Annotated in this window: 18 protein-coding genes; 9 read left to right on the top strand and 9 right to left on the bottom strand. The window is 66.2% G+C overall.

All coding sequences use genetic code 11. The features are described from left to right. Positions 1 to 4: 4 nt before the first annotated feature. Complete coding sequence (locus tag AB0N05_RS23115) at positions 5 to 694, top strand: response regulator transcription factor (protein ID WP_364697707.1); 690 nt, start codon at positions 5 to 7, stop codon at positions 692 to 694. Beyond that, positions 691 to 1,986 carry a HAMP domain-containing sensor histidine kinase gene (locus AB0N05_RS23120; protein WP_364697709.1) on the top strand — a complete coding sequence of 432 codons (1,296 nt, stop codon included), beginning with the start codon at positions 691 to 693 and terminating at the stop codon, positions 1,984 to 1,986. Before AB0N05_RS23115 ends, AB0N05_RS23120 begins: the two co-directional genes overlap by 4 nt. Positions 1,987 to 2,048: 62 nt before the next feature. Here AB0N05_RS23120 and AB0N05_RS23125 read toward each other — a convergent pair whose 3' ends face one another. Then, on the bottom strand, positions 2,049 to 2,591 hold the full coding sequence (locus tag AB0N05_RS23125) for a GtrA family protein (protein ID WP_364697711.1): 543 nt from the start codon (positions 2,589 to 2,591) through the stop codon (positions 2,049 to 2,051). A 64-nt stretch (positions 2,592 to 2,655) separates the two neighbouring features. Here AB0N05_RS23125 and AB0N05_RS23130 point away from each other — a divergent pair, with 64 nt between their 5' ends. The 5 genes from AB0N05_RS23130 to AB0N05_RS23150 all read left to right on the top strand — a co-directional run bounded on the left by AB0N05_RS23130 (position 2,656) and on the right by AB0N05_RS23150 (position 6,925). Beyond that, positions 2,656 to 3,879, top strand: coding sequence for a 5-(carboxyamino)imidazole ribonucleotide synthase (locus AB0N05_RS23130; protein WP_364697713.1), 1,224 nt, complete (start codon positions 2,656 to 2,658; stop codon positions 3,877 to 3,879). Beyond that, positions 3,872 to 4,375 (top strand): 5-(carboxyamino)imidazole ribonucleotide mutase, encoded by a 504-nt coding sequence (purE, locus tag AB0N05_RS23135; protein WP_364697715.1) that lies wholly within the window; start codon positions 3,872 to 3,874, stop codon positions 4,373 to 4,375. Before AB0N05_RS23130 ends, purE begins: the two co-directional genes overlap by 8 nt. Positions 4,376 to 4,434: 59 nt before the next feature. Beyond that, positions 4,435 to 5,121 carry a TetR family transcriptional regulator gene (locus tag AB0N05_RS23140; RefSeq protein ID WP_364697717.1) on the top strand — a complete coding sequence of 229 codons (687 nt, stop codon included), beginning with the start codon at positions 4,435 to 4,437 and terminating at the stop codon, positions 5,119 to 5,121. 145 nt (positions 5,122 to 5,266) lie between these two features. After that, positions 5,267 to 6,424: an acyl-CoA dehydrogenase family protein gene (locus AB0N05_RS23145; protein ID WP_364697719.1), complete on the top strand. Its 1,158-nt coding sequence runs from the start codon at positions 5,267 to 5,269 to the stop codon at positions 6,422 to 6,424. A gap of 153 nt (positions 6,425 to 6,577) precedes the next feature. Next, positions 6,578 to 6,925 carry a hypothetical protein gene (locus tag AB0N05_RS23150; protein WP_364697721.1) on the top strand — a complete coding sequence of 116 codons (348 nt, stop codon included), beginning with the start codon at positions 6,578 to 6,580 and terminating at the stop codon, positions 6,923 to 6,925. Here the strand turns inward: AB0N05_RS23150 and AB0N05_RS23155 are convergent. The 3 genes from AB0N05_RS23155 to AB0N05_RS23165 all read right to left on the bottom strand — a co-directional run bounded on the left by AB0N05_RS23155 (position 6,922) and on the right by AB0N05_RS23165 (position 10,449). Further along, on the bottom strand, positions 6,922 to 7,212 hold the full coding sequence (locus AB0N05_RS23155; RefSeq protein WP_364697723.1) for a GNAT family N-acetyltransferase: 291 nt from the start codon (positions 7,210 to 7,212) through the stop codon (positions 6,922 to 6,924). The genes AB0N05_RS23150 and AB0N05_RS23155 overlap by 4 nt on opposite strands. 46 nt (positions 7,213 to 7,258) lie before the next feature. Continuing rightward, positions 7,259 to 8,578, bottom strand: coding sequence for an FAD-linked oxidase C-terminal domain-containing protein (locus AB0N05_RS23160; RefSeq protein ID WP_364697919.1), 1,320 nt, complete (start codon positions 8,576 to 8,578; stop codon positions 7,259 to 7,261). 335 nt (positions 8,579 to 8,913) lie between these two features. Continuing rightward, entirely contained in the window at positions 8,914 to 10,449 is a 1,536-nt protein-coding gene (locus AB0N05_RS23165; RefSeq protein WP_364697725.1) for an MFS transporter, read from the bottom strand. A gap of 74 nt (positions 10,450 to 10,523) precedes the next feature. Between AB0N05_RS23165 and AB0N05_RS23170 the strand changes: the two genes are divergently transcribed. Together AB0N05_RS23170 and AB0N05_RS23175 are read left to right on the top strand one after the other, a co-directional pair. Further along, positions 10,524 to 11,114, top strand: a complete 591-nt coding sequence (locus tag AB0N05_RS23170) for a TetR/AcrR family transcriptional regulator (RefSeq protein WP_364697727.1) — start codon at positions 10,524 to 10,526, stop codon at positions 11,112 to 11,114. Between the two features lie 42 nt (positions 11,115 to 11,156). Next, entirely contained in the window at positions 11,157 to 11,477 is a 321-nt protein-coding gene (locus tag AB0N05_RS23175; RefSeq protein WP_364697728.1) for a co-chaperone GroES, read from the top strand. A 69-nt stretch (positions 11,478 to 11,546) separates the two neighbouring features. Here AB0N05_RS23175 and AB0N05_RS23180 read toward each other — a convergent pair whose 3' ends face one another. The 5 genes from AB0N05_RS23180 to AB0N05_RS23200 all read right to left on the bottom strand — a co-directional run bounded on the left by AB0N05_RS23180 (position 11,547) and on the right by AB0N05_RS23200 (position 15,933). Continuing rightward, positions 11,547 to 12,335 carry an SDR family oxidoreductase gene (locus tag AB0N05_RS23180; protein WP_364697730.1) on the bottom strand — a complete coding sequence of 263 codons (789 nt, stop codon included), beginning with the start codon at positions 12,333 to 12,335 and terminating at the stop codon, positions 11,547 to 11,549. Positions 12,336 to 12,406: 71 nt separating this feature from the next. Further along, on the bottom strand, positions 12,407 to 12,982 hold the full coding sequence (locus AB0N05_RS23185) for a TetR/AcrR family transcriptional regulator (RefSeq protein WP_364697732.1): 576 nt from the start codon (positions 12,980 to 12,982) through the stop codon (positions 12,407 to 12,409). A 91-nt stretch (positions 12,983 to 13,073) separates the two neighbouring features. Further along, the gene (locus AB0N05_RS23190) at positions 13,074 to 14,495 is read right to left on the bottom strand and encodes an NAD(P)(+) transhydrogenase (Re/Si-specific) subunit beta (protein ID WP_364697734.1); all 1,422 of its coding nucleotides are present in this window, start codon (positions 14,493 to 14,495) and stop codon (positions 13,074 to 13,076) included. Positions 14,496 to 14,497: 2 nt separating this feature from the next. Next, entirely contained in the window at positions 14,498 to 14,815 is a 318-nt protein-coding gene (locus AB0N05_RS23195) for an NAD(P) transhydrogenase subunit alpha (protein WP_364697736.1), read from the bottom strand. Next, positions 14,815 to 15,933, bottom strand: a complete 1,119-nt coding sequence (locus tag AB0N05_RS23200; RefSeq protein WP_364697737.1) for a Re/Si-specific NAD(P)(+) transhydrogenase subunit alpha — start codon at positions 15,931 to 15,933, stop codon at positions 14,815 to 14,817. Before AB0N05_RS23200 ends, AB0N05_RS23195 begins: the two co-directional genes overlap by 1 nt. Positions 15,934 to 16,251 lie beyond the last annotated feature (318 nt).

Raw genomic sequence — 16,251 nt, forward strand, 5'->3', positions numbered from 1 at the left:
AGCTGTGACTGGTGCCCGGATTCTGGTTGTGGACGATGACGTGAGAGTGCTGGCGTCGGTGGCGCGGGGGCTGCGTCTATCCGGTTTCGAGGTCGAGACCGCGACGGACGGAGCCGCCGCGCTTCAGCGCATTACCGCGAGCGCACCGCAGGCCATGGTCCTGGACCTGAATATGCCCGCCCTGGACGGCGTCGGCGTGGTCACGGCGCTGCGCTCGTTCGGCAATGACATCCCGATCTGCGTGCTCAGTGCCCGATCCGAGGTCACCGACCGGATCGGCGCGCTGGAAGCCGGGGCCGACGACTATCTGACCAAACCCTTCGATCTGGGCGAACTGGTCGCGCGCCTGCGCGCCATGCTGCGCCGCGCCCCCGCCCCGGCGCATGTGTCGGATCAGGTGACGGTCGGCTCGCTCATCGTGCACCCCAGCGCCCGCCGCGCCTACGCCGAAGACATCTTGCTCGAGCTGACCAAACGCGAATTCGACCTCCTTGCCGCCCTGGCGTCGGCCCCCGGCCAGGTCTTCACCCGCGCCCAGCTGCTGGATCGGGTGTGGGGCTACGACTTCGAGACTCAAACCAAGGTGGTCGATGTGTTCGTCTCCTATCTCCGGCGCAAGATCGAGGACACCGGCTGCCCGCGCCTGATCCAGACGGTGCGCGGCGTCGGCTTCGTATTGCGGACCGAAGCATGAGGCGGATCCGCCCGCGTCGCGATCGTGGTGTGCGCCGGCCGCTTTCGCTGCGTACCCGCGTCGCCTTGGCGAGTGCCGTGACAGCGGCGGTCGTGGTGGGCACCATGACGGCGGTGCTGTTCGCGGTGACCTCCACCGATGCCCGGACCCAGGTCGGCACGATCGTGAGCGCGATCGCCCTGGAGCCCGCGCAAGTCATGACCGAGTCTCCCGGCACCACGGACCCTTCCGGGACCGAGGCCCTGCCCGCCCTGCCGAGTCCAGGCCCCGACATCACGGTGGTGCGTCCGGCCGAACCTTCGACGGGGGAGTTCCAGCGCGCGCTACCGGTGGACGGCAAGACGGTGGTGCTGGGTGTGCCGCGGGACGTGGCGGCGGATTCCATTGCCAAGCAGCGGTTTCGGATCATTGCCATCGGCGTGGCCGGTATCGCGCTGGCCGCGCTGCTCGGCTGGTATTTCGCCTCGCGGGCGGTGGCTCCGCTGCGGCGGCTGACCGTGGCGACGGCGGGACTGGGGGACCGGCTGGCCCTGGACTCGCCGGAACAACCGGCGGCGAGTGAGACCGTGGAACTGGCCGAGGCCATGAACACCATGCTCGGCCGCATCTCGGAGGAACGTCAGCACACCTCCGAAGCGCTGGTCACCGCAAGGGATTTCGCCGCCACCGCCGCGCATGAACTGCGCACCCCACTGACCGCCATGCGCACGGATCTGCAAGTGCTGCGGTCCATGTCGCTGTCGGAGGCCGAGCGCGCGGAGATCCTGGACGAGGTGCTGGCCAGTCAGGGCACCATCGAATCGACCCTGTATGCCTTGGAGCGCTTGGCCGTCGGGGATCTGACCACCGAATCCGATTGGGAGGATGTCGATCTCGGCCAGCTGGTGGATCAGGTCGTGGACGACGCCCGCCGCGCCCACCCCGGTGTGGCCCTCGCCGGTCACGATGTGGAGCCGATCCGACTGCGCGGCTTGGCCGCCGGGCTCCGTTCGGTGCTGGACAACGCCATCACCAATGCGGTCCGGCACGGCACGGCCTCCCGCATCGACATTGCGGCGCACCGGATGTCGGACCGAGTCGTCCTGACCATCGACGACAACGGCACCGGTATCCCCGGGCCTGACCGTGAACGCGTCTTCGAACGCTTCCACCGTGTCGGCACCGCGGCCCCCGGCAGCGGTCTGGGTCTCGCCCTGGTCGCCCAACAGGCCCGCCTGCACGGCGGTACAGCGGTCATCGAGGACAGCCCGCTGGGTGGCGTTCGTCTCACGGTGACCCTGGCACCGTCCTGAAACGCCCCTCGAACGACAGCGGCCCGGAACCGTAGGGTTCCGGGCCGCTTCACGTTGTGTGGCTAGCTGTGTCCGAGTTGCTCTTCGTTGATGAGGTCCTCGAACTCCTCCTGGAGTTCTTCCATTTCGTCGGGGAATACCCAGCGCTTCATGGCGTAGAACCGGAACACCATCTGGAGCAGATTGCCGACGATGAACGCGCTGAAGAAGTCCGCGATGTTCTCGACGGTGAAACTCACATTCGGCTGCCGCAGATCGAACACGTAGCTCGAGATCCACAGCGGGACGGCGGCGAGCAGTACGCCGAAGCCGCTCACGGCGAAGAACAGCAGCGCCTCGTGATGCTTCTCGCGCCCGCCGCGCTTATCGAAGGTCCATTCCCGATTGAGGATGTAGGACACGATGACCGCGACGGTGCCCGAGAGGATTCGGGCGATTGTCGGTTTGGTATCGAGAACTGTCCATTTCAGGAGATAGAAGATGCCCAGGTCGATGACGAATGTGGTCGCACCGACAATCGCGAACTTGAGTAGTTCGGAATGACGGTCTGCGAGGTCCCGCAGCGGTTTGGGCAGGCGGTTCGCCACCTCGTCGACAAATGACACCCCGCGAGTCTACGTCTCTCATCGATGCGGTGAGTAACCCGCAGTAAAGGACCGGGTAGGTGTCATGACAACATTGACCGACGTGAGCGCCCGTAGCTTCGATTCCTCCGCCATGCCCACCGTCACCATGATCGGTGGCGGCCAGCTGGCGCGCATGACCCACCAGGCGGCCATCGCGCTGGGCCAGCGGCTGCGCGTGCTCGCGGAGCACCCGGACGACCCGGCCGCCCAGGTCACGCCGGATGTGGTGTTCGGCAGCCACAACGATCTGATGGCCCTGCGCAAGGCCGCGATCGGCTCGCACGCCATGACCTTCGACCATGAGGGCGTCCCCACCGAGCACCTCGAGGCGCTCATCGCCGAGGGCGTGAATGTGCAGCCGCCGCCGAGCGCGCTGGTCTTCGCTCAGGACAAATTGCGCATGCGGCACAAGCTGGCCGAACTGGGTGTTCCGATTCCGGCATTCGCGGAAGTGAATTCGGTCACGGATGCCGTGGAATTCGCCGATGCGCACGGCTGGCCGTTCGTATTGAAGGCCGTGCGCGGGGGTTACGACGGCCGCGGCGTGTGGATGCCCGCCGATGCCGCCGAGACCGAGCGGATCGTCACCGATCAGCTCGCCCACGGCTCCTCCCTCATGGCCGAGGCCAAGGTGGATCTCAAGCGTGAGCTGTCCGCCATGGTCGCGCGTTCCCCGTTCGGTCAGGCGGCCGCCTGGCCGGTCGTGGAGACCGTGCAGCGCAATGGCCAGTGCGCGGTGGTCATCGCCCCCGCCCCGGATCTGTCGCGGGCCCGCGCCACCGAGGCCGAGGCCCTGGCGCTGCGCCTGGCCGCCGAACTCGGCGTCACCGGTGCGATGGCCGTGGAGCTCTTCGAAACTCACTCCGGTGAGCTGCTGGTCAATGAGCTCGCCATGCGCCCGCACAATTCCGGCCACTGGGGCATGGACGGCGCGAGCACCGGCCAGTTCGAACAGCACCTGCGCGCGGTCCTGGACTACCCGCTCGGCTCGACTCGCCCGCTGGCCCCGGTCACCGTGATGGCGAATATTCTCGGCGCTCCCGAGGCCCCCGAGATGTCCATGGACGAGCGCCTGCACCACCTGGCCGCCCGCCTCCCCGACGCCAAGGTTCACCTCTACGGCAAGGGTGAGCGCCCCGACCGCAAGATCGGCCACATCAATATCCTCGGCGACGACGTCGCCACCACACGTGAGAAGGCCGAGCGCGCGGCTCACTGGATGTCGCACGCCATTTGGACCGACGGATGGGATCCGCACAATGACTGACACCGCCCAGGTAGGCCTGATCATGGGCAGCGACTCCGACTGGCCCACCATGGAAGCGGCCGCGGAAGCCTTGGCCGAGTTCGGAATCCGCTTCGAGGTGGGCGTGGTCTCCGCCCACCGCACTCCCCAGCGCATGCTCGATTACGCGAAAGAGGCTGCGGGCCGCGGCATTCAGGTCATCATCGCGGGTGCGGGCGGTGCGGCCCACCTCCCGGGCATGGTTGCCTCCGCGACGGCCCTGCCGGTCATCGGCGTCCCGGTTCCGCTGAAGTACCTGGACGGCATGGATTCCCTGCTGTCGATCGTCCAGATGCCCGCGGGCGTCCCGGTCGCCACGGTGTCCATCGGCGGCGCCCGCAATGCCGGTCTGCTCGCGGTCCGCATTCTCGCGGCGGCCGACCCCGAATTGCGTTCGCGTATGGAGCAATTCCAGGCCGGTCTGGAGAAGATGGTCCTGGAGAAGGACGCAGCCCTGCGCGCCCAGCTGCTGGGCTGACACGCGGTTGCGGCGAGGCGCGCGAGGGGTGCGCGTCCGGTGATGACTACCGTTGATCCGTGCCGATAGAACGTCCCCAGCCTGCTCACGACGCCAATGAGACCGCCCGCCGCCTGACGGTGGTGGATCAGGCGTTGCGGTTGTTCGCCGAGAAGGGTTTCGAGGCGACGACGGTCGATGAGATCGCGGAGGCGGCGGGGATCTCGCGGCGGACGTTCTTCCGGCAGTTCCGGTCGAAGGAAGATGTGGTCTTCGCCGATCATGAGTCGCAGCTGGCGCAGGCTCGGGTCTTTCTGGATGCGGTGCAGGGTGATCCGTGGGAGGCCGTGATCGAGGCGGTCGCCGAGGTGTTCGAGCGGTTCACGCAGTGGCGGGAGCTGGCCGCGCGGCGGTATCGGGTGGTGCGGCAGGAACCGGCGTTGCGGGAGCGCGAGATCGTGACGGTGTTCCGCTATGAGCGCTTGTTCACGGATTTTCTGCGCAGCCGGTTGCGTGGGGAGTTCGATCTGGAACTGGTGCAGTTCACGGCGGCCGTGACCGCGACGCACAACTATCTGTTGCGGCGGATGGTGCGTGGTGAGTCCGATGCGAGCGCCGCGGATCTGCGTGCGGCGCTGTCGGCGATTCCGCGCGGGCCCGCCGCCCCGCGCGTCGGGAGTGACGAGATGGTGGTGGCGGTGTTTCCCCGGGATTTGCCGCCTCGGCAGGTCGCGGATCTGCTGGCCCGTCGGCTCGATACGCTGTGACGTGTTCGCAGTGTCGTAAATGACACTGCGTGCCACGAATGCAGGGTAGAAAACTGCACGTGGCGACGTATACTCCATAGAGACTGGCACTCAGTGCCGAGCCGTTCTTCGGCGATCCGATCCGAACGACCAGGAGACGAACCCCATGGCGGGCAACCCCGATTTCGATCTGTTCAAGCTCGAGGACTTCCACGATGAGCTGCGTGCGGCCATTCGCGCCCTGTCCGAGAAGGAGATCGCTCCTTACGCGAAGGACGTCGACGGCAATGCCCGCTTCCCCGAGGAGGCGCTGACCGCCCTCAACGCCGCCGGCTTCAATGCCGTGCACGTGCCCGAGGCCTACGGCGGCCAGGGCGCGGATTCGGTCGCGACCTGCATCGTCATCGAAGAGGTCGCCCGCGTCTGCGGTTCCTCCTCGCTGATCCCGGCCGTCAACAAGCTCGGCACCATGGGCCTGATCCTGCGCGGCTCCGAGGAGCTCAAGACCAAGGTCCTGGCCGATATCGTCGACGGCAAGATGGCCTCCTACGCGCTGTCCGAGCGTGAGGCCGGCTCCGACGCCGCCTCCATGCGCACCCGCGCCCGCCAGGACGGCGACGACTGGATCATCAATGGCTCCAAGTGCTGGATCACCAATGGCGGCAAGTCCGATTGGTACACCGTCATGGCCGTGACCGACGCCGACAAGGGCGCCAACGGCATCTCCTCGTTCATGGTCCACAAGGACGACGAGGGCTTCGTGGTCGGCCCGCTGGAGCACAAGCTGGGCATCAAGGGTTCCCCGACCGCCGAGCTGTACTTCGAGAACTGCAAGGTTCCGGGCGACCGCATCGTCGGCGAGCCGGGCACCGGTTTCAAGACCGCGCTGGCGACCCTGGACCACACCCGCCCGACCATCGGCGCGCAGGCCGTCGGTATCGCGCAGGGTGCCCTGGATGCCGCGATCGCCTACACCAAGGATCGCAAGCAGTTCGGCAAGACCATCGCGTCCTTCCAGAACACCGAGTTCATGCTGGCCGATATGGCCATGAAGATCGAGGCCGCCCGCCTCATGGTCTACACCTCGGCCGCCCGCGCCGAGCGTGGCGAGAAGAACCTCGGTTTCATCTCGGCCGCCGCCAAGTGCTTCGCCTCCGATGTGGCCATGGAGGTCACCACCAATGCCGTGCAGCTCTTCGGTGGCGCGGGCTACACCACCGACTTCCCGGTGGAGCGAATGATGCGCGACGCCAAGATCACTCAGATCTACGAGGGCACCAACCAGATCCAGCGTCTGGTCATGGCGCGTCAGATTCTGCGCTGAAAGCTGTTCAGTAGCTAGACGATTGCTCCGGCTATCGGTCCGCCACCTTCGCGGTGGGGGACCGATGGGCCGGAGTTTTTCTTTATGTCTTCCTCAGTGAAACCACGGGTTTGAGGACTGTTCGACGGGGGAACCGGGGGGCACTATGGACCCATGGCCGGTGTCGAAATCAACGACACGTTCGTGCGCAGAACCCTGGCGGACGGACGGGTGGAAGAGGTCGCGTGGACGGAACTGGTGGAGGTGCGGATCATTACGACGGCGGACGGACCATTCGCCGATGACGTGTTCTTCGTATTGATCGGGGCCACCGGCAAGGGGTGTGTGGTGCCACATTCGGCCGCCGACACCGCGTTCCTGACCAGGCTGCAATCGCTACCGGGTTTCGACAATGGCAAGGTCGTCGAGGCCATGGTGAGCGTCGCCGACCGGCAGTTCCTGGTGTGGCGGCGGGCGGCCACGCGCCGGACCGGTGACGGGCAGGGCTATCGCGCCAATTAGGCGACCAGGTCGGCGTATTCGGGGTGCGCGGCAATGTACTTCTCGACGTACCAGCAGGTCGGGATGACCGAGAAGCCTTCGGTGCGTGCGTCGTTCAGCGCGTATTCGACGACCTGCGCGGCCACGCCGCGGCCCCGGAACTCGGGAAACGTGAGGGTGTGCTGGATGTCGCGGATCCGCTGGTCGCCGTCGGCGCGCTCCGCGTAGTCGGCGTAGCCCGCGAGAGTGCCGTCGAGGTAGATCTCGTAGCGGGTGGCGTCGGCATTGTGTTCCAGCCTGGTACTCATGGTCGGTTCGAACTCCCTTGCGGTGCGGATTGTTCCGATGGTCGGGTTACAGGACCGCGCCGGGATTGAGAATCCCGTGCGGATCCAGGGCATCTTTGATGCGGCGGGTGAGCGCCATCACGTCCGGGCCGACCTGATCGGGCAGCCAGGCCTTCTTCAGGCGGCCGACGCCGTGCTCGCCGGTAATGGTGCCGCCCAGCGCGATCGCGAGGTCCATGACCTCGCCGAAGGCCAGGTGCGCGCGCTCGGACTCGGCCGGATCATTCGGATCGTGCACGATGAGCGGATGGGTATTGCCGTCGCCCGCGTGCGCGATCACGGAGATCAGCACCTCACGATTGCGTGCGATCTCGGCAATGCCGTTCACCAGATCGCCGAGGCGCGGCAACGGCACACCCACGTCCTCGAGCAGTAGCGGCCCCTTCTTCTCCACCGCCGGAATCGCGAATCGCCGTGCGGCGCAGAAGGCCTCACCCTCATCCGGATCGTCGGTGCGGAAAGCCTCGGTGGCCCCGGCCTTTTCGCAGGCGGCAAGCATGATGTCGGCCTCATGCCCGGCGAATTGCCCCGGGGCGTCGGAGCGGGCCACCAGCAGTCCGGCGGCCTCCCGATCGAGCCCCATGCGAAGTTCGTCCTCGACCGCATTGATCGCGATCGAATCCATGAATTCCAGCATGGACGGCCGCAATTGACTGGTAATGGCCAGAATGGCGTCGGTGGCGGCGGTCATGGTCGGGAAGGTCGCGACCACCGTGGATTGCGGCGGCTGCGCCGGAAGCAGCCGCAGCGTGAGTTCGGTAATGATCCCGAGCGTCCCCTCGCTGCCCACGAACAGCTTGGTCAGCGACAGCCCCGCCGCATCCTTCAACCGCGGCCCGCCCAGTCGCACCACGGTCCCGTCGGCCAGCACGACCTCCATGCCGAGCACGTAATCGGTGGTGACGCCGTACTTCACGCAGCACAGCCCGCCCGCATTGGTGGCGGCGTTCCCGCCGATGGAGCAGATCTCGAACGAGGAAGGATCCGGCGGATACCAGAGCCCCTGTTCGGCCACCGCCCGCTTGACCTCGGCATTCAACAGTCCGGGTTGCACCACGGCCGTCCGCGTGACGGTATCGACCGTGATTTCGCGCATCTTCTCGGTGCTGAGCAGCAGCGCCCCATCCTGCGCGGTGGCCCCGCCCGAAAGCCCGGTCCCGGCCCCGCGCGGCACGATCGGCACCCGCCGCTCATGCGCCCACCGCACAACCGCCGCGACTTGCTCGGTGGTGCTCGGCCGAACCAGCGCCAGCGCCGTCCCCGCCTCCGGATCCAGCGCCCGATCCTGCCGATACCCACCCAGCACGTCGGGATCGGTCACCACCATCCCGTCGGGCAGCAGGTCACGCAGGGTGTGGAGATCGGTGTTCGGGCGCACACCCCAAAACCTACGTGCTTGGGTCGGGTTTGTCCGGTACCCGGTCCCGCTGACTCAGTAGTGCCGGAACGAACTGCCGGTGGCGACGCCGAGGATCACCCACAGCACATTGGTAACCAGATTGAACGGGATGATGAGTGCTTCCACGGTGAAATCTCCTCTATCGCAATAAGATCGAGTTCACCTTGGCAGTGCGGCGGGTCCCGGCCAATCCCCGACTTCTCGTGTCGTAACAAGCAGGGCGCCACCTCCGATCGAGGTAGCGCCCTGCTCGTTGATCCGTGTCAGCGGGCGGTCGGCCGCGCGAGGACGAAGGCCGCCGCCAGCACGACCGCGATGATCCCCAACGCCGCCCATCCGGCTGCCTGCATGCCGGTCACGAAATCCCCTACGCCGTGGGCATTTCCGACCGCACTGAAGAAGATGGTGCCGAGCACGGTGGCCCCGACCGCATTGCCGAACTGCTGTGCGGTGGTGAGCACGCCCGCCGCCATGCCCGCCTGGTGGCCGGGGATTCCGGTGGAGAGCACCGCGCCGATGGTGGACGGGATCGCGAGCCCATTGCCCGCGCCGACCAGCATCATGCCGGGGATGAGGGCGAGCGCGCTGATCGATGATCCGTACCAAGCCAGGACGCCCATGGTGACCAGCATTCCGGTGAGGCTGGTGGTCGCCCCGACCAGGATGACCCGATTGCCGATCCGCTCCGCGACCTTGCGGGCGAAGAACGACATAGTGGCGAAGGTGAGTCCGAGCGGGGCGAAGGTGAGCCCGGCCGCCAGCGGTGACATGCCGAGGCCGTTCTGCAGGAGCAGGGTCAGGCACAGCATGAATCCGGCGAAGAACGCCAGGTAGCCGCCCGAGATGACCATGCCGACCGCGAACTTGCGATCCTTCACCAGATCGGTGTCGAGAATGGGTTCGCCGCCGCGTGCCCGCAGCCGGTTCTCATAGCGCAGGGTGAGCAGCAGGACCGGCAGTGCGGCGGCCATGGACACCCAGGTCCACACCGGCCAGCCTTCGGGGCGGCCGAGGGTCACCGGAACCAGGATGAGGGCGAGTGCGGCCGAGATCCCGAGTGCGCCAACCGGATCCAGTCGCGGCCGGTGGGTCTGCTCGTGCCGGGGCAGCCAGCGTGCGGCGAGCAGTGCTGCGGCCAGTCCGATGGGCAGGTTGATGAAGAAGATGGTGCGCCAGCCCCATCCGAACAGGTCGAGGTCGAGCAGTACGCCGCCGAGCACCTGCCCGGAGACCGCGCCGAGGCCGATGGTGGCCCCGAATGCGCCCATGGCCCTGGGGCGTTCGCTCATCGGGAACATGGTGTTGATCAGCGCCAGCATCTGCGGCACCATGGCGGCGGCCGTAATGCCTTGCAGCACACGGAATCCGACCAGCGCCCATTCGTTCCAGGCGAGCCCGCACAGCAGTGAGGCGATGGCGAAGGCGAGCATGCCGACCACGAACATATTCCGGTGCCCGAACAGATCGCCGAGTCGTCCGCCGGTGATGAGGCCGCTGGCGTAGGCGAATCCGTATCCGCCGATGACCAATTCGAGGGCGGCTTCTCCGGCGTGCAGGTCGTGTTGCAGGGAGGAGGCGGCGACATTGACGACGAAGTAGTCGAACATCGCCATGAACATGGCGGTGAGGATGACGGGCAGTACCCGCCAGCGGGCGGCGTACGGCTCCGCGGCGGCGAGTGGCGCGGCGGTGGAGCGGTTTTCGAGGATTGTCACGTCGTTCTCCCGAACGGTGGAGCGGGGCTTGCGGAGGCGGGGCGTGCGGCGCGCTATTGCGCCGGGAAGTTCGTATGAGTTCATCAACCAACTGGTTAGTTGAAACTATTCCACGGTCCTCGGCGCTGTCAACTACTTAGTTGGTTAACATGGTGGGCATGGCACCCAGGGACCCCGAGGCGACGAAGGCACGCATCTTCGCCGCCGCCACGGACGAATTCGCCGCGCACGGCATCGCCGGGGCCCGGGTCGACCGCATCGCCGCCAATGCCAAGGCCAATAAACAGCTCATCTACGCCTACTTCGGCGATAAGGAACAGCTGTTCCATCAGGTCCTGGAGAAGACCATGCTGGCCGTCGCGGGCTCGGTGACCACCGATATCGAAGACCTCGACACCTGGATCGACCAGCACATCGACTACCACCGCGAGCATCCGGAGCTACTCCGCCTGCTCATGTGGGAGGCCCTGGAACTGGGCCGGGAGAACGCCTCCGCGGGCGAACTCCGCTGCGGCCGTTACCTGGAGAAGCGCCAGAAGGTGGAGGTGGCTCAGGCCAAGGGCCTGATGCGCGCCGATATGCCCGCGGGCCACATCCTCATGATCCTGATGAGCACGATCAACTACCCCCTGGCGGTCCCGCAGGTCAACCAGTTCACCCTGGGCGGCGACGCCGATCCGGAGCAGTCCCGCCTCTGGATCAAGGACGCCATCCGCCGGATCGTCGCGCCGCAGCCTCCCGTGTCTTGATTCGAGCGTCGTCTGATTCGAGGCGCGCAGTACACTGCCGCGGTGTCCGATGCCAAGCTCGAAATTCAAATGCTGCACGACCGCGTCATGGTCAAGCTCAATCAGGAAGCGGGCGAACGCCGCAGCAGCGGAGGCATCCTCATCCCCGCCACCGCCCAGGTGGCCAAACGCCTGTCCTGGGGCGAGGTCTGCGGCGTCGGCTCCCACGTGCGCGCGGTCTCCGTCGGCGACCAGGTCCTCTTCAGTGCCGACGACCAGTTCGAGGTCGAAATCCAAGCCCAGGCGTATTACGTCCTCCGCGAGCGTGACATTCACGCCGTCGCGAACGAGCGCCCCGAGCACGGCACCGGCCTGTACCTGTAGCGGCCGGACCGAATGCCAACGGCCCGCGTCCTTTTCGGGGGGACGCGGGCCGTTGTCGAATCGATGCGGTCACATGGTCTTGAGTGTGCCGCCGTCGATGACGTAGTCCGCACCGTGAATATTGGCGGCCCGGCCGGAAGCCAGGAAGGTCACCAGCGCGGCCACCTCCTCGGGTTCGGAGATGCGTCCCGAGGCGATGCCGAACTGCTCGGGCAGTGCGGCCAGGAACTGGTCGTGCGGAGCGCCATTGGCCTCGGCGATCTTCGCGCCCAAGCCGTCCTCGCCGCGCCAGATCCTGGTGCCGACCACGCCGGGGGAGACGGTGTTCACCCGCAGTCCTCCGGGCCCGAACTCCTCGCTGAGTCGCTTGCTGAACGAGGTGAGCGCCGCCTTGGCCTCGCTGTATCCGGCGGGTCCCACCGCGGGCAGTCGCGAGTTGATCGACGATACGGTGATGATCGCCCCACGGCGCTCGATCAGGCTGGGCAGCGCCGCCCGAGTGGTGGCGACGACGCCGAACAGATTGAGGTCGAACAGGTATCGCCACTGCTCGAGATCGGCGTCGAGTACCCCGCCGAGTTTCAACCCGGCCGCATCGCCGCCGCCCACATTGTTGATCAGAATGTCTATCCCGCCGAGCTCGGCGAGCGCCGCGTCCACCAGTGTGCGCGCGCCTTCGGCTGTGCTCAGATCGGCGGAAACGGCAGCGACGGCGACCTTTTCGAGCTCGGGTGTAATGGTGCGGGCCGCACCCACCACCCGAACTCCCTCGGCGGCAAGCTCTTCCGCGATGGCCAGCCCGATGCCGCGGCTGGCTCCGGTGACGACGGCAGTCTTGCCATTCAGTCCGAGATCCATTGTTGGTCCTTTCTTGAACTACAGGTCAAAAATTAGGGCATGAAAAAAGGGCCGTTGGCGTGGCCCTCGATTCAGAGTGTGGTCAGTGCGGTGTCGATAATGCGGTGCAGTACGGGGGCATCGCAGGTCTTGGCCATCAGCCGCAGTCCACTGATGGTGTTCATGAAGAATTCGGCAGTGGCCTGCGGATCGATATCGGCCCGGATATCGCCCTCGCGGACGCCCTGCTCGATTCGCGTCCGCAGCGCGACGAGGACGCCTTGCATCGCCATGTGCAGGGCGCGGGCGATTTCCGCATCGTGCGCGGCGAGTTCCGTCGTGGTGTTCACGACCAGGCAACCGCGCCGGACCTGTTGCGCGAGATCGGTATCCACCAGGTTCCGGAGCATGCCGCCGATGATTTCGCGGGTGCTGCCCGGTTGTGCGAGGAACTCCTCGGCCAGCTCCCGGCCCATGCGGTCGTATCGGGCCAGGGCGAGTGCGAACAGTTCCCGCTTGCTGCCGAAGGTGTTGTACAGGCTGCCCTTGCCGATTCCGGTGGCGGCGCACAGATCCGCGGGTGAGGTATTGCTGTAGCCATGGGTCCAGAACGCTTCCATCGCGCGGTCGACTACGTCGTCCGCTTCGAAGTTGCGTGGCCTGCCCATGGATATGACCGTAGTAGTTCTAGACCTCTAGGTCAAGAACTGGTGGAAACGAAAGGCCCGGGCTCGCTGGCGAACCCGGGCCTTGTCGTGGTTACAGGGCCTTCAGTTCCTCGGTGACCGCGCCCACGGACTTCTTGGCATCACCGAACAGCATCGAGGTGGTGTCCGCGTAGAACAGCGGGTTGTCGATGCCGGCGAAGCCGGAGTTCATGGAGCGCTTCAAGACGATGACCGACTTGGCCTGATCGACGTTCAGCACCGGCATGCCGTAGATCGGGGACGAGGCGTCCTCGCGGGCGGCCGGGTTGGTGACGTCGTTCGCGCCGATCACCAGGGCGACATCGGTGCGGGCGAATTCGCCGTTGATATCGTCCATTTCCTTCATGGCGTCGTACGAGACCTCGGCCTCGGCCAGCAGCACGTTCATATGGCCCGGCATACGACCGGCGACCGGGTGAATCGCGTACTTGACCTCGACGCCCTTGGCCTCGAGCAGGGCCGCCATCTCCTTGACCGCGTGCTGGGCCTGAGCGACGGCCATGCCGTAACCCGGGACCACGATGACCTGATTGGCGTACGCCATCTGGATCGCCGCATCGGCCGCACTGGTGGCCTTGGCCTGCTTCTGCTCGCCGTCGCCGGAAGCGCCGGGAGCCGTTCCGCCACCACCGAATCCGCCCGCGACAATCGCGGGGATGGACCGGTTCATGGCCTTGGCCATGAGGTTGGTGAGGATGGTGCCGGACGCGCCGACGATCATGCCCGCCACGATCATGGCGGTGTTGTTGAGCGCGAGACCCGCTGCGGCGGCCGACAATCCGGTGAGCGCGTTGAGCAGCGAGATGACGACCGGCATATCCGCGCCACCGATCGGCAGCACGACCATCAGGCCGAGGATGCCCGCCAGCACCAGCACCAGGATCATCCAGTACTGCGGCACACCATCCTTGGTCGCGCCGATGCCGATGACCACGGCCGCGGCGATCGCACCGGCGAACAGCAGCAGGTTCAGCGGCTGCTGCAGCTTGCCGATGGTGATCGGCCTGCCGGACAGCAGTTCCTGCAACTTGGCGAACGCGATGCACGAGCCCCAGAAGGAGATCGAGCCGATGATGGCCGCGAACATGGAGGCCACGACAATGTGCGCGGTCGGCTGCTCATCGGCCGGGAAGTGCGAGAACCCGCTGGTCTCCAGGAATTCCGCCCACGCGATCAGTGCCACGGTGCCACCGCCGACACCGTTGAACGCGGCGACCAGCTGCGGCATGGCGGTCATCTTGGTGAATCGGGCCGGGGGCACGCCCAGGCCGATACCGACGACCAGACCGGCAATGATGATGATCCAGTTATTGGTGGCGCGGATCGAGATCAGTGTTGCAACAACGGCGATGACCATGCCGACGGCGGCGATCTGATTACCACGCACGGCGGTCTTCGGGCCGGTGAGACCCATCAGACCGTAGATGAACATCGCGAACGCGACGATGTAGAGAATGTTAACGAGATTGTCCATGGTTACTTACCCGCCTTCTCCGACGCGGCGGGCTTCTTGCCCTTGAACATGCCCAGCATGCGGTCGGTCACCACGAAGCCGCCGATCACGTTCAGCGTTCCGAAGACCACGGCGACGAAGAGGATGATCTGCATGAGCACCGAGGGGTGCTCGATCTTGCCGAACACCACCAGCGCGCCCAGCACCACGATGCCGTGAATGGCATTGGTGCCGGACATGAGTGGGGTGTGCAGGGTATTGGGCACCTTGGAGATGACGGCGAAGCCGACGAATCCGGACAGCACCAGGATCGCGATGTTCGCCAGGAGTTCGGTGTACATCAGGCTTCCTTCTCACGTGTCACGCAGGAGTCGGCCAGCACCTGATCGCTGAAATCGGGTGCCAGGACACCGTCTTTGAGCATCAGGTCGAGCAGCGCCTGGATGTTCTTGGAGTACAGCTCGGACGCGTGCTCGGGCATGGTGGCCGGCAGGTTGAGCGGCGAGGCGATGGTGACCCCGTGGCGCACAATGGTTTTGCCGGGTTCGGTGAGCTCGCAGTTGCCGCCGGTCTCACCGGCCATATCCACGATCACGGAGCCGGGCTTCATGCCCTCGACCGCGGCGGCGGTCACGAGACGCGGCGCCGGGCGGCCGGGCACGAGCGCGGTGGTGATGACCACGTCGAAGCCCTTGATGGCGTTCTCGAGCGCGGTCTGCTGCTGTGCGCGTTCCTCATCGGATAGCTCACGGGCGTAACCGCCTTCACCGGCGGCGTCGATACCCAGGTCCAGCCACTGCGCACCCACGGAGCGCACCTGATCGGCGACCTCGGGCCGCACGTCGTAGCCGGTGGTCCGCCCGCCGAGCCGCTTGGCGGTGGCGAGGGCCTGCAGTCCGGCCACGCCGACGCCCAGCACCAGCACGGTCGCGGGCTTCACGGTGCCCGCGGCGGTGGTCAGCATGGGGAAGAAGCGGGTGGATTCGGAGGCGGCGAGCAGTACGGCCTTATAGCCCGCGACATTGGCCTGCGACGACAGCGCGTCCATGACCTGAGCGCGCGAGATACGCGGAATCGCTTCCACCGCAAACGCTTGCACGCCCGCGTCCTTGAGCGCGCCGATCTTGGTGTCGGCATTGCGCGGCGCGAGGAATCCGATGAGCGTCTGCCCGCTCGAAAGCTTGGCGATCTCAGCGTCATTGGGCGGTGCCACCTTGACGACGACATCGGCGCTCCACGGGTCGCCGATGGTGGCGCCCGCCTCGACATAGGCCTCGTCGGGAATGAGCGCGCCCAGACCGGCACCGGACTCGACGATCACCTCGGCACCCTGCTTCAGCAGTGTCGGAATGATCTTCGGCACCAATGCGACACGTCGTTCGTCCGGGTTCGTCTCCCGAACCACGCCGACGCGCGCACCGCGGGGCGCAGCCGTCTGTGCGCTCTGCGTTGTGTCCACTTGTCAAACTTCCTTCTCGTGGTGAGTCCAGGCCACCCTGTTTCCATGATGGGCCGTTTCACCGGTCCAAACCGTGGGCCGAACTTACTTGTGAGTAAGTTCGTGAGAATTCTCGCTACTGTACCTGGTCCGCGGTGAGGATAACCGAGATAGGCGTCACATGGTGTGGCGAGAAATTGCCGTACAGCAATGCTCTGCCAACGGCCCTACCGGCCACAACCCCGCACCCCCGCGTGAGCTACTTACCGGTAGGTGTGCGCCCAGCTGAGGCGCTCGCGGGGCGGTTCGGGGGTGTCGCGGATCACTCGTACGCCGTAA

It is taken from the genome of Nocardia sp. NPDC051030, assembly GCF_040683015.1.
In the GTDB taxonomy this organism is placed as follows: domain Bacteria; phylum Actinomycetota; class Actinomycetes; order Mycobacteriales; family Mycobacteriaceae; genus Nocardia.

What these genes read in the sequence shown, in the direction of transcription:
- AB0N05_RS23180 (WP_364697730.1), bottom strand. Translation starts at nt 12,335, where the DNA reads ATGGATCTCGGACTGAATGGCAAGACTGCCGTCGTCACCGGAGCCAGC.
- AB0N05_RS23190 (WP_364697734.1), bottom strand. Translation starts at nt 14,495, where the DNA reads ATGGACAATCTCGTTAACATTCTCTACATCGTCGCGTTCGCGATGTTC.
- AB0N05_RS23120 (WP_364697709.1), top strand. Translation starts at nt 691, where the DNA reads ATGAGGCGGATCCGCCCGCGTCGCGATCGTGGTGTGCGCCGGCCGCTT.
- AB0N05_RS23130 (WP_364697713.1), top strand. Translation starts at nt 2,656, where the DNA reads ATGACAACATTGACCGACGTGAGCGCCCGTAGCTTCGATTCCTCCGCC.
- AB0N05_RS23165 (WP_364697725.1), bottom strand. Translation starts at nt 10,449, where the DNA reads ATGAACTCATACGAACTTCCCGGCGCAATAGCGCGCCGCACGCCCCGC.
- AB0N05_RS23160 (WP_364697919.1), bottom strand. Translation starts at nt 8,578, where the DNA reads ATGGTGGTGACCGATCCCGACGTGCTGGGTGGGTATCGGCAGGATCGG.
- AB0N05_RS23185 (WP_364697732.1), bottom strand. Translation starts at nt 12,982, where the DNA reads ATGGGCAGGCCACGCAACTTCGAAGCGGACGACGTAGTCGACCGCGCG.
- purE (WP_364697715.1), top strand. Translation starts at nt 3,872, where the DNA reads ATGACTGACACCGCCCAGGTAGGCCTGATCATGGGCAGCGACTCCGAC.
- AB0N05_RS23150 (WP_364697721.1), top strand. Translation starts at nt 6,578, where the DNA reads ATGGCCGGTGTCGAAATCAACGACACGTTCGTGCGCAGAACCCTGGCG.
- AB0N05_RS23170 (WP_364697727.1), top strand. Translation starts at nt 10,524, where the DNA reads ATGGCACCCAGGGACCCCGAGGCGACGAAGGCACGCATCTTCGCCGCC.
- AB0N05_RS23195 (WP_364697736.1), bottom strand. Translation starts at nt 14,815, where the DNA reads ATGTACACCGAACTCCTGGCGAACATCGCGATCCTGGTGCTGTCCGGA.
- AB0N05_RS23145 (WP_364697719.1), top strand. Translation starts at nt 5,267, where the DNA reads ATGGCGGGCAACCCCGATTTCGATCTGTTCAAGCTCGAGGACTTCCAC.
- AB0N05_RS23155 (WP_364697723.1), bottom strand. Translation starts at nt 7,212, where the DNA reads ATGAGTACCAGGCTGGAACACAATGCCGACGCCACCCGCTACGAGATC.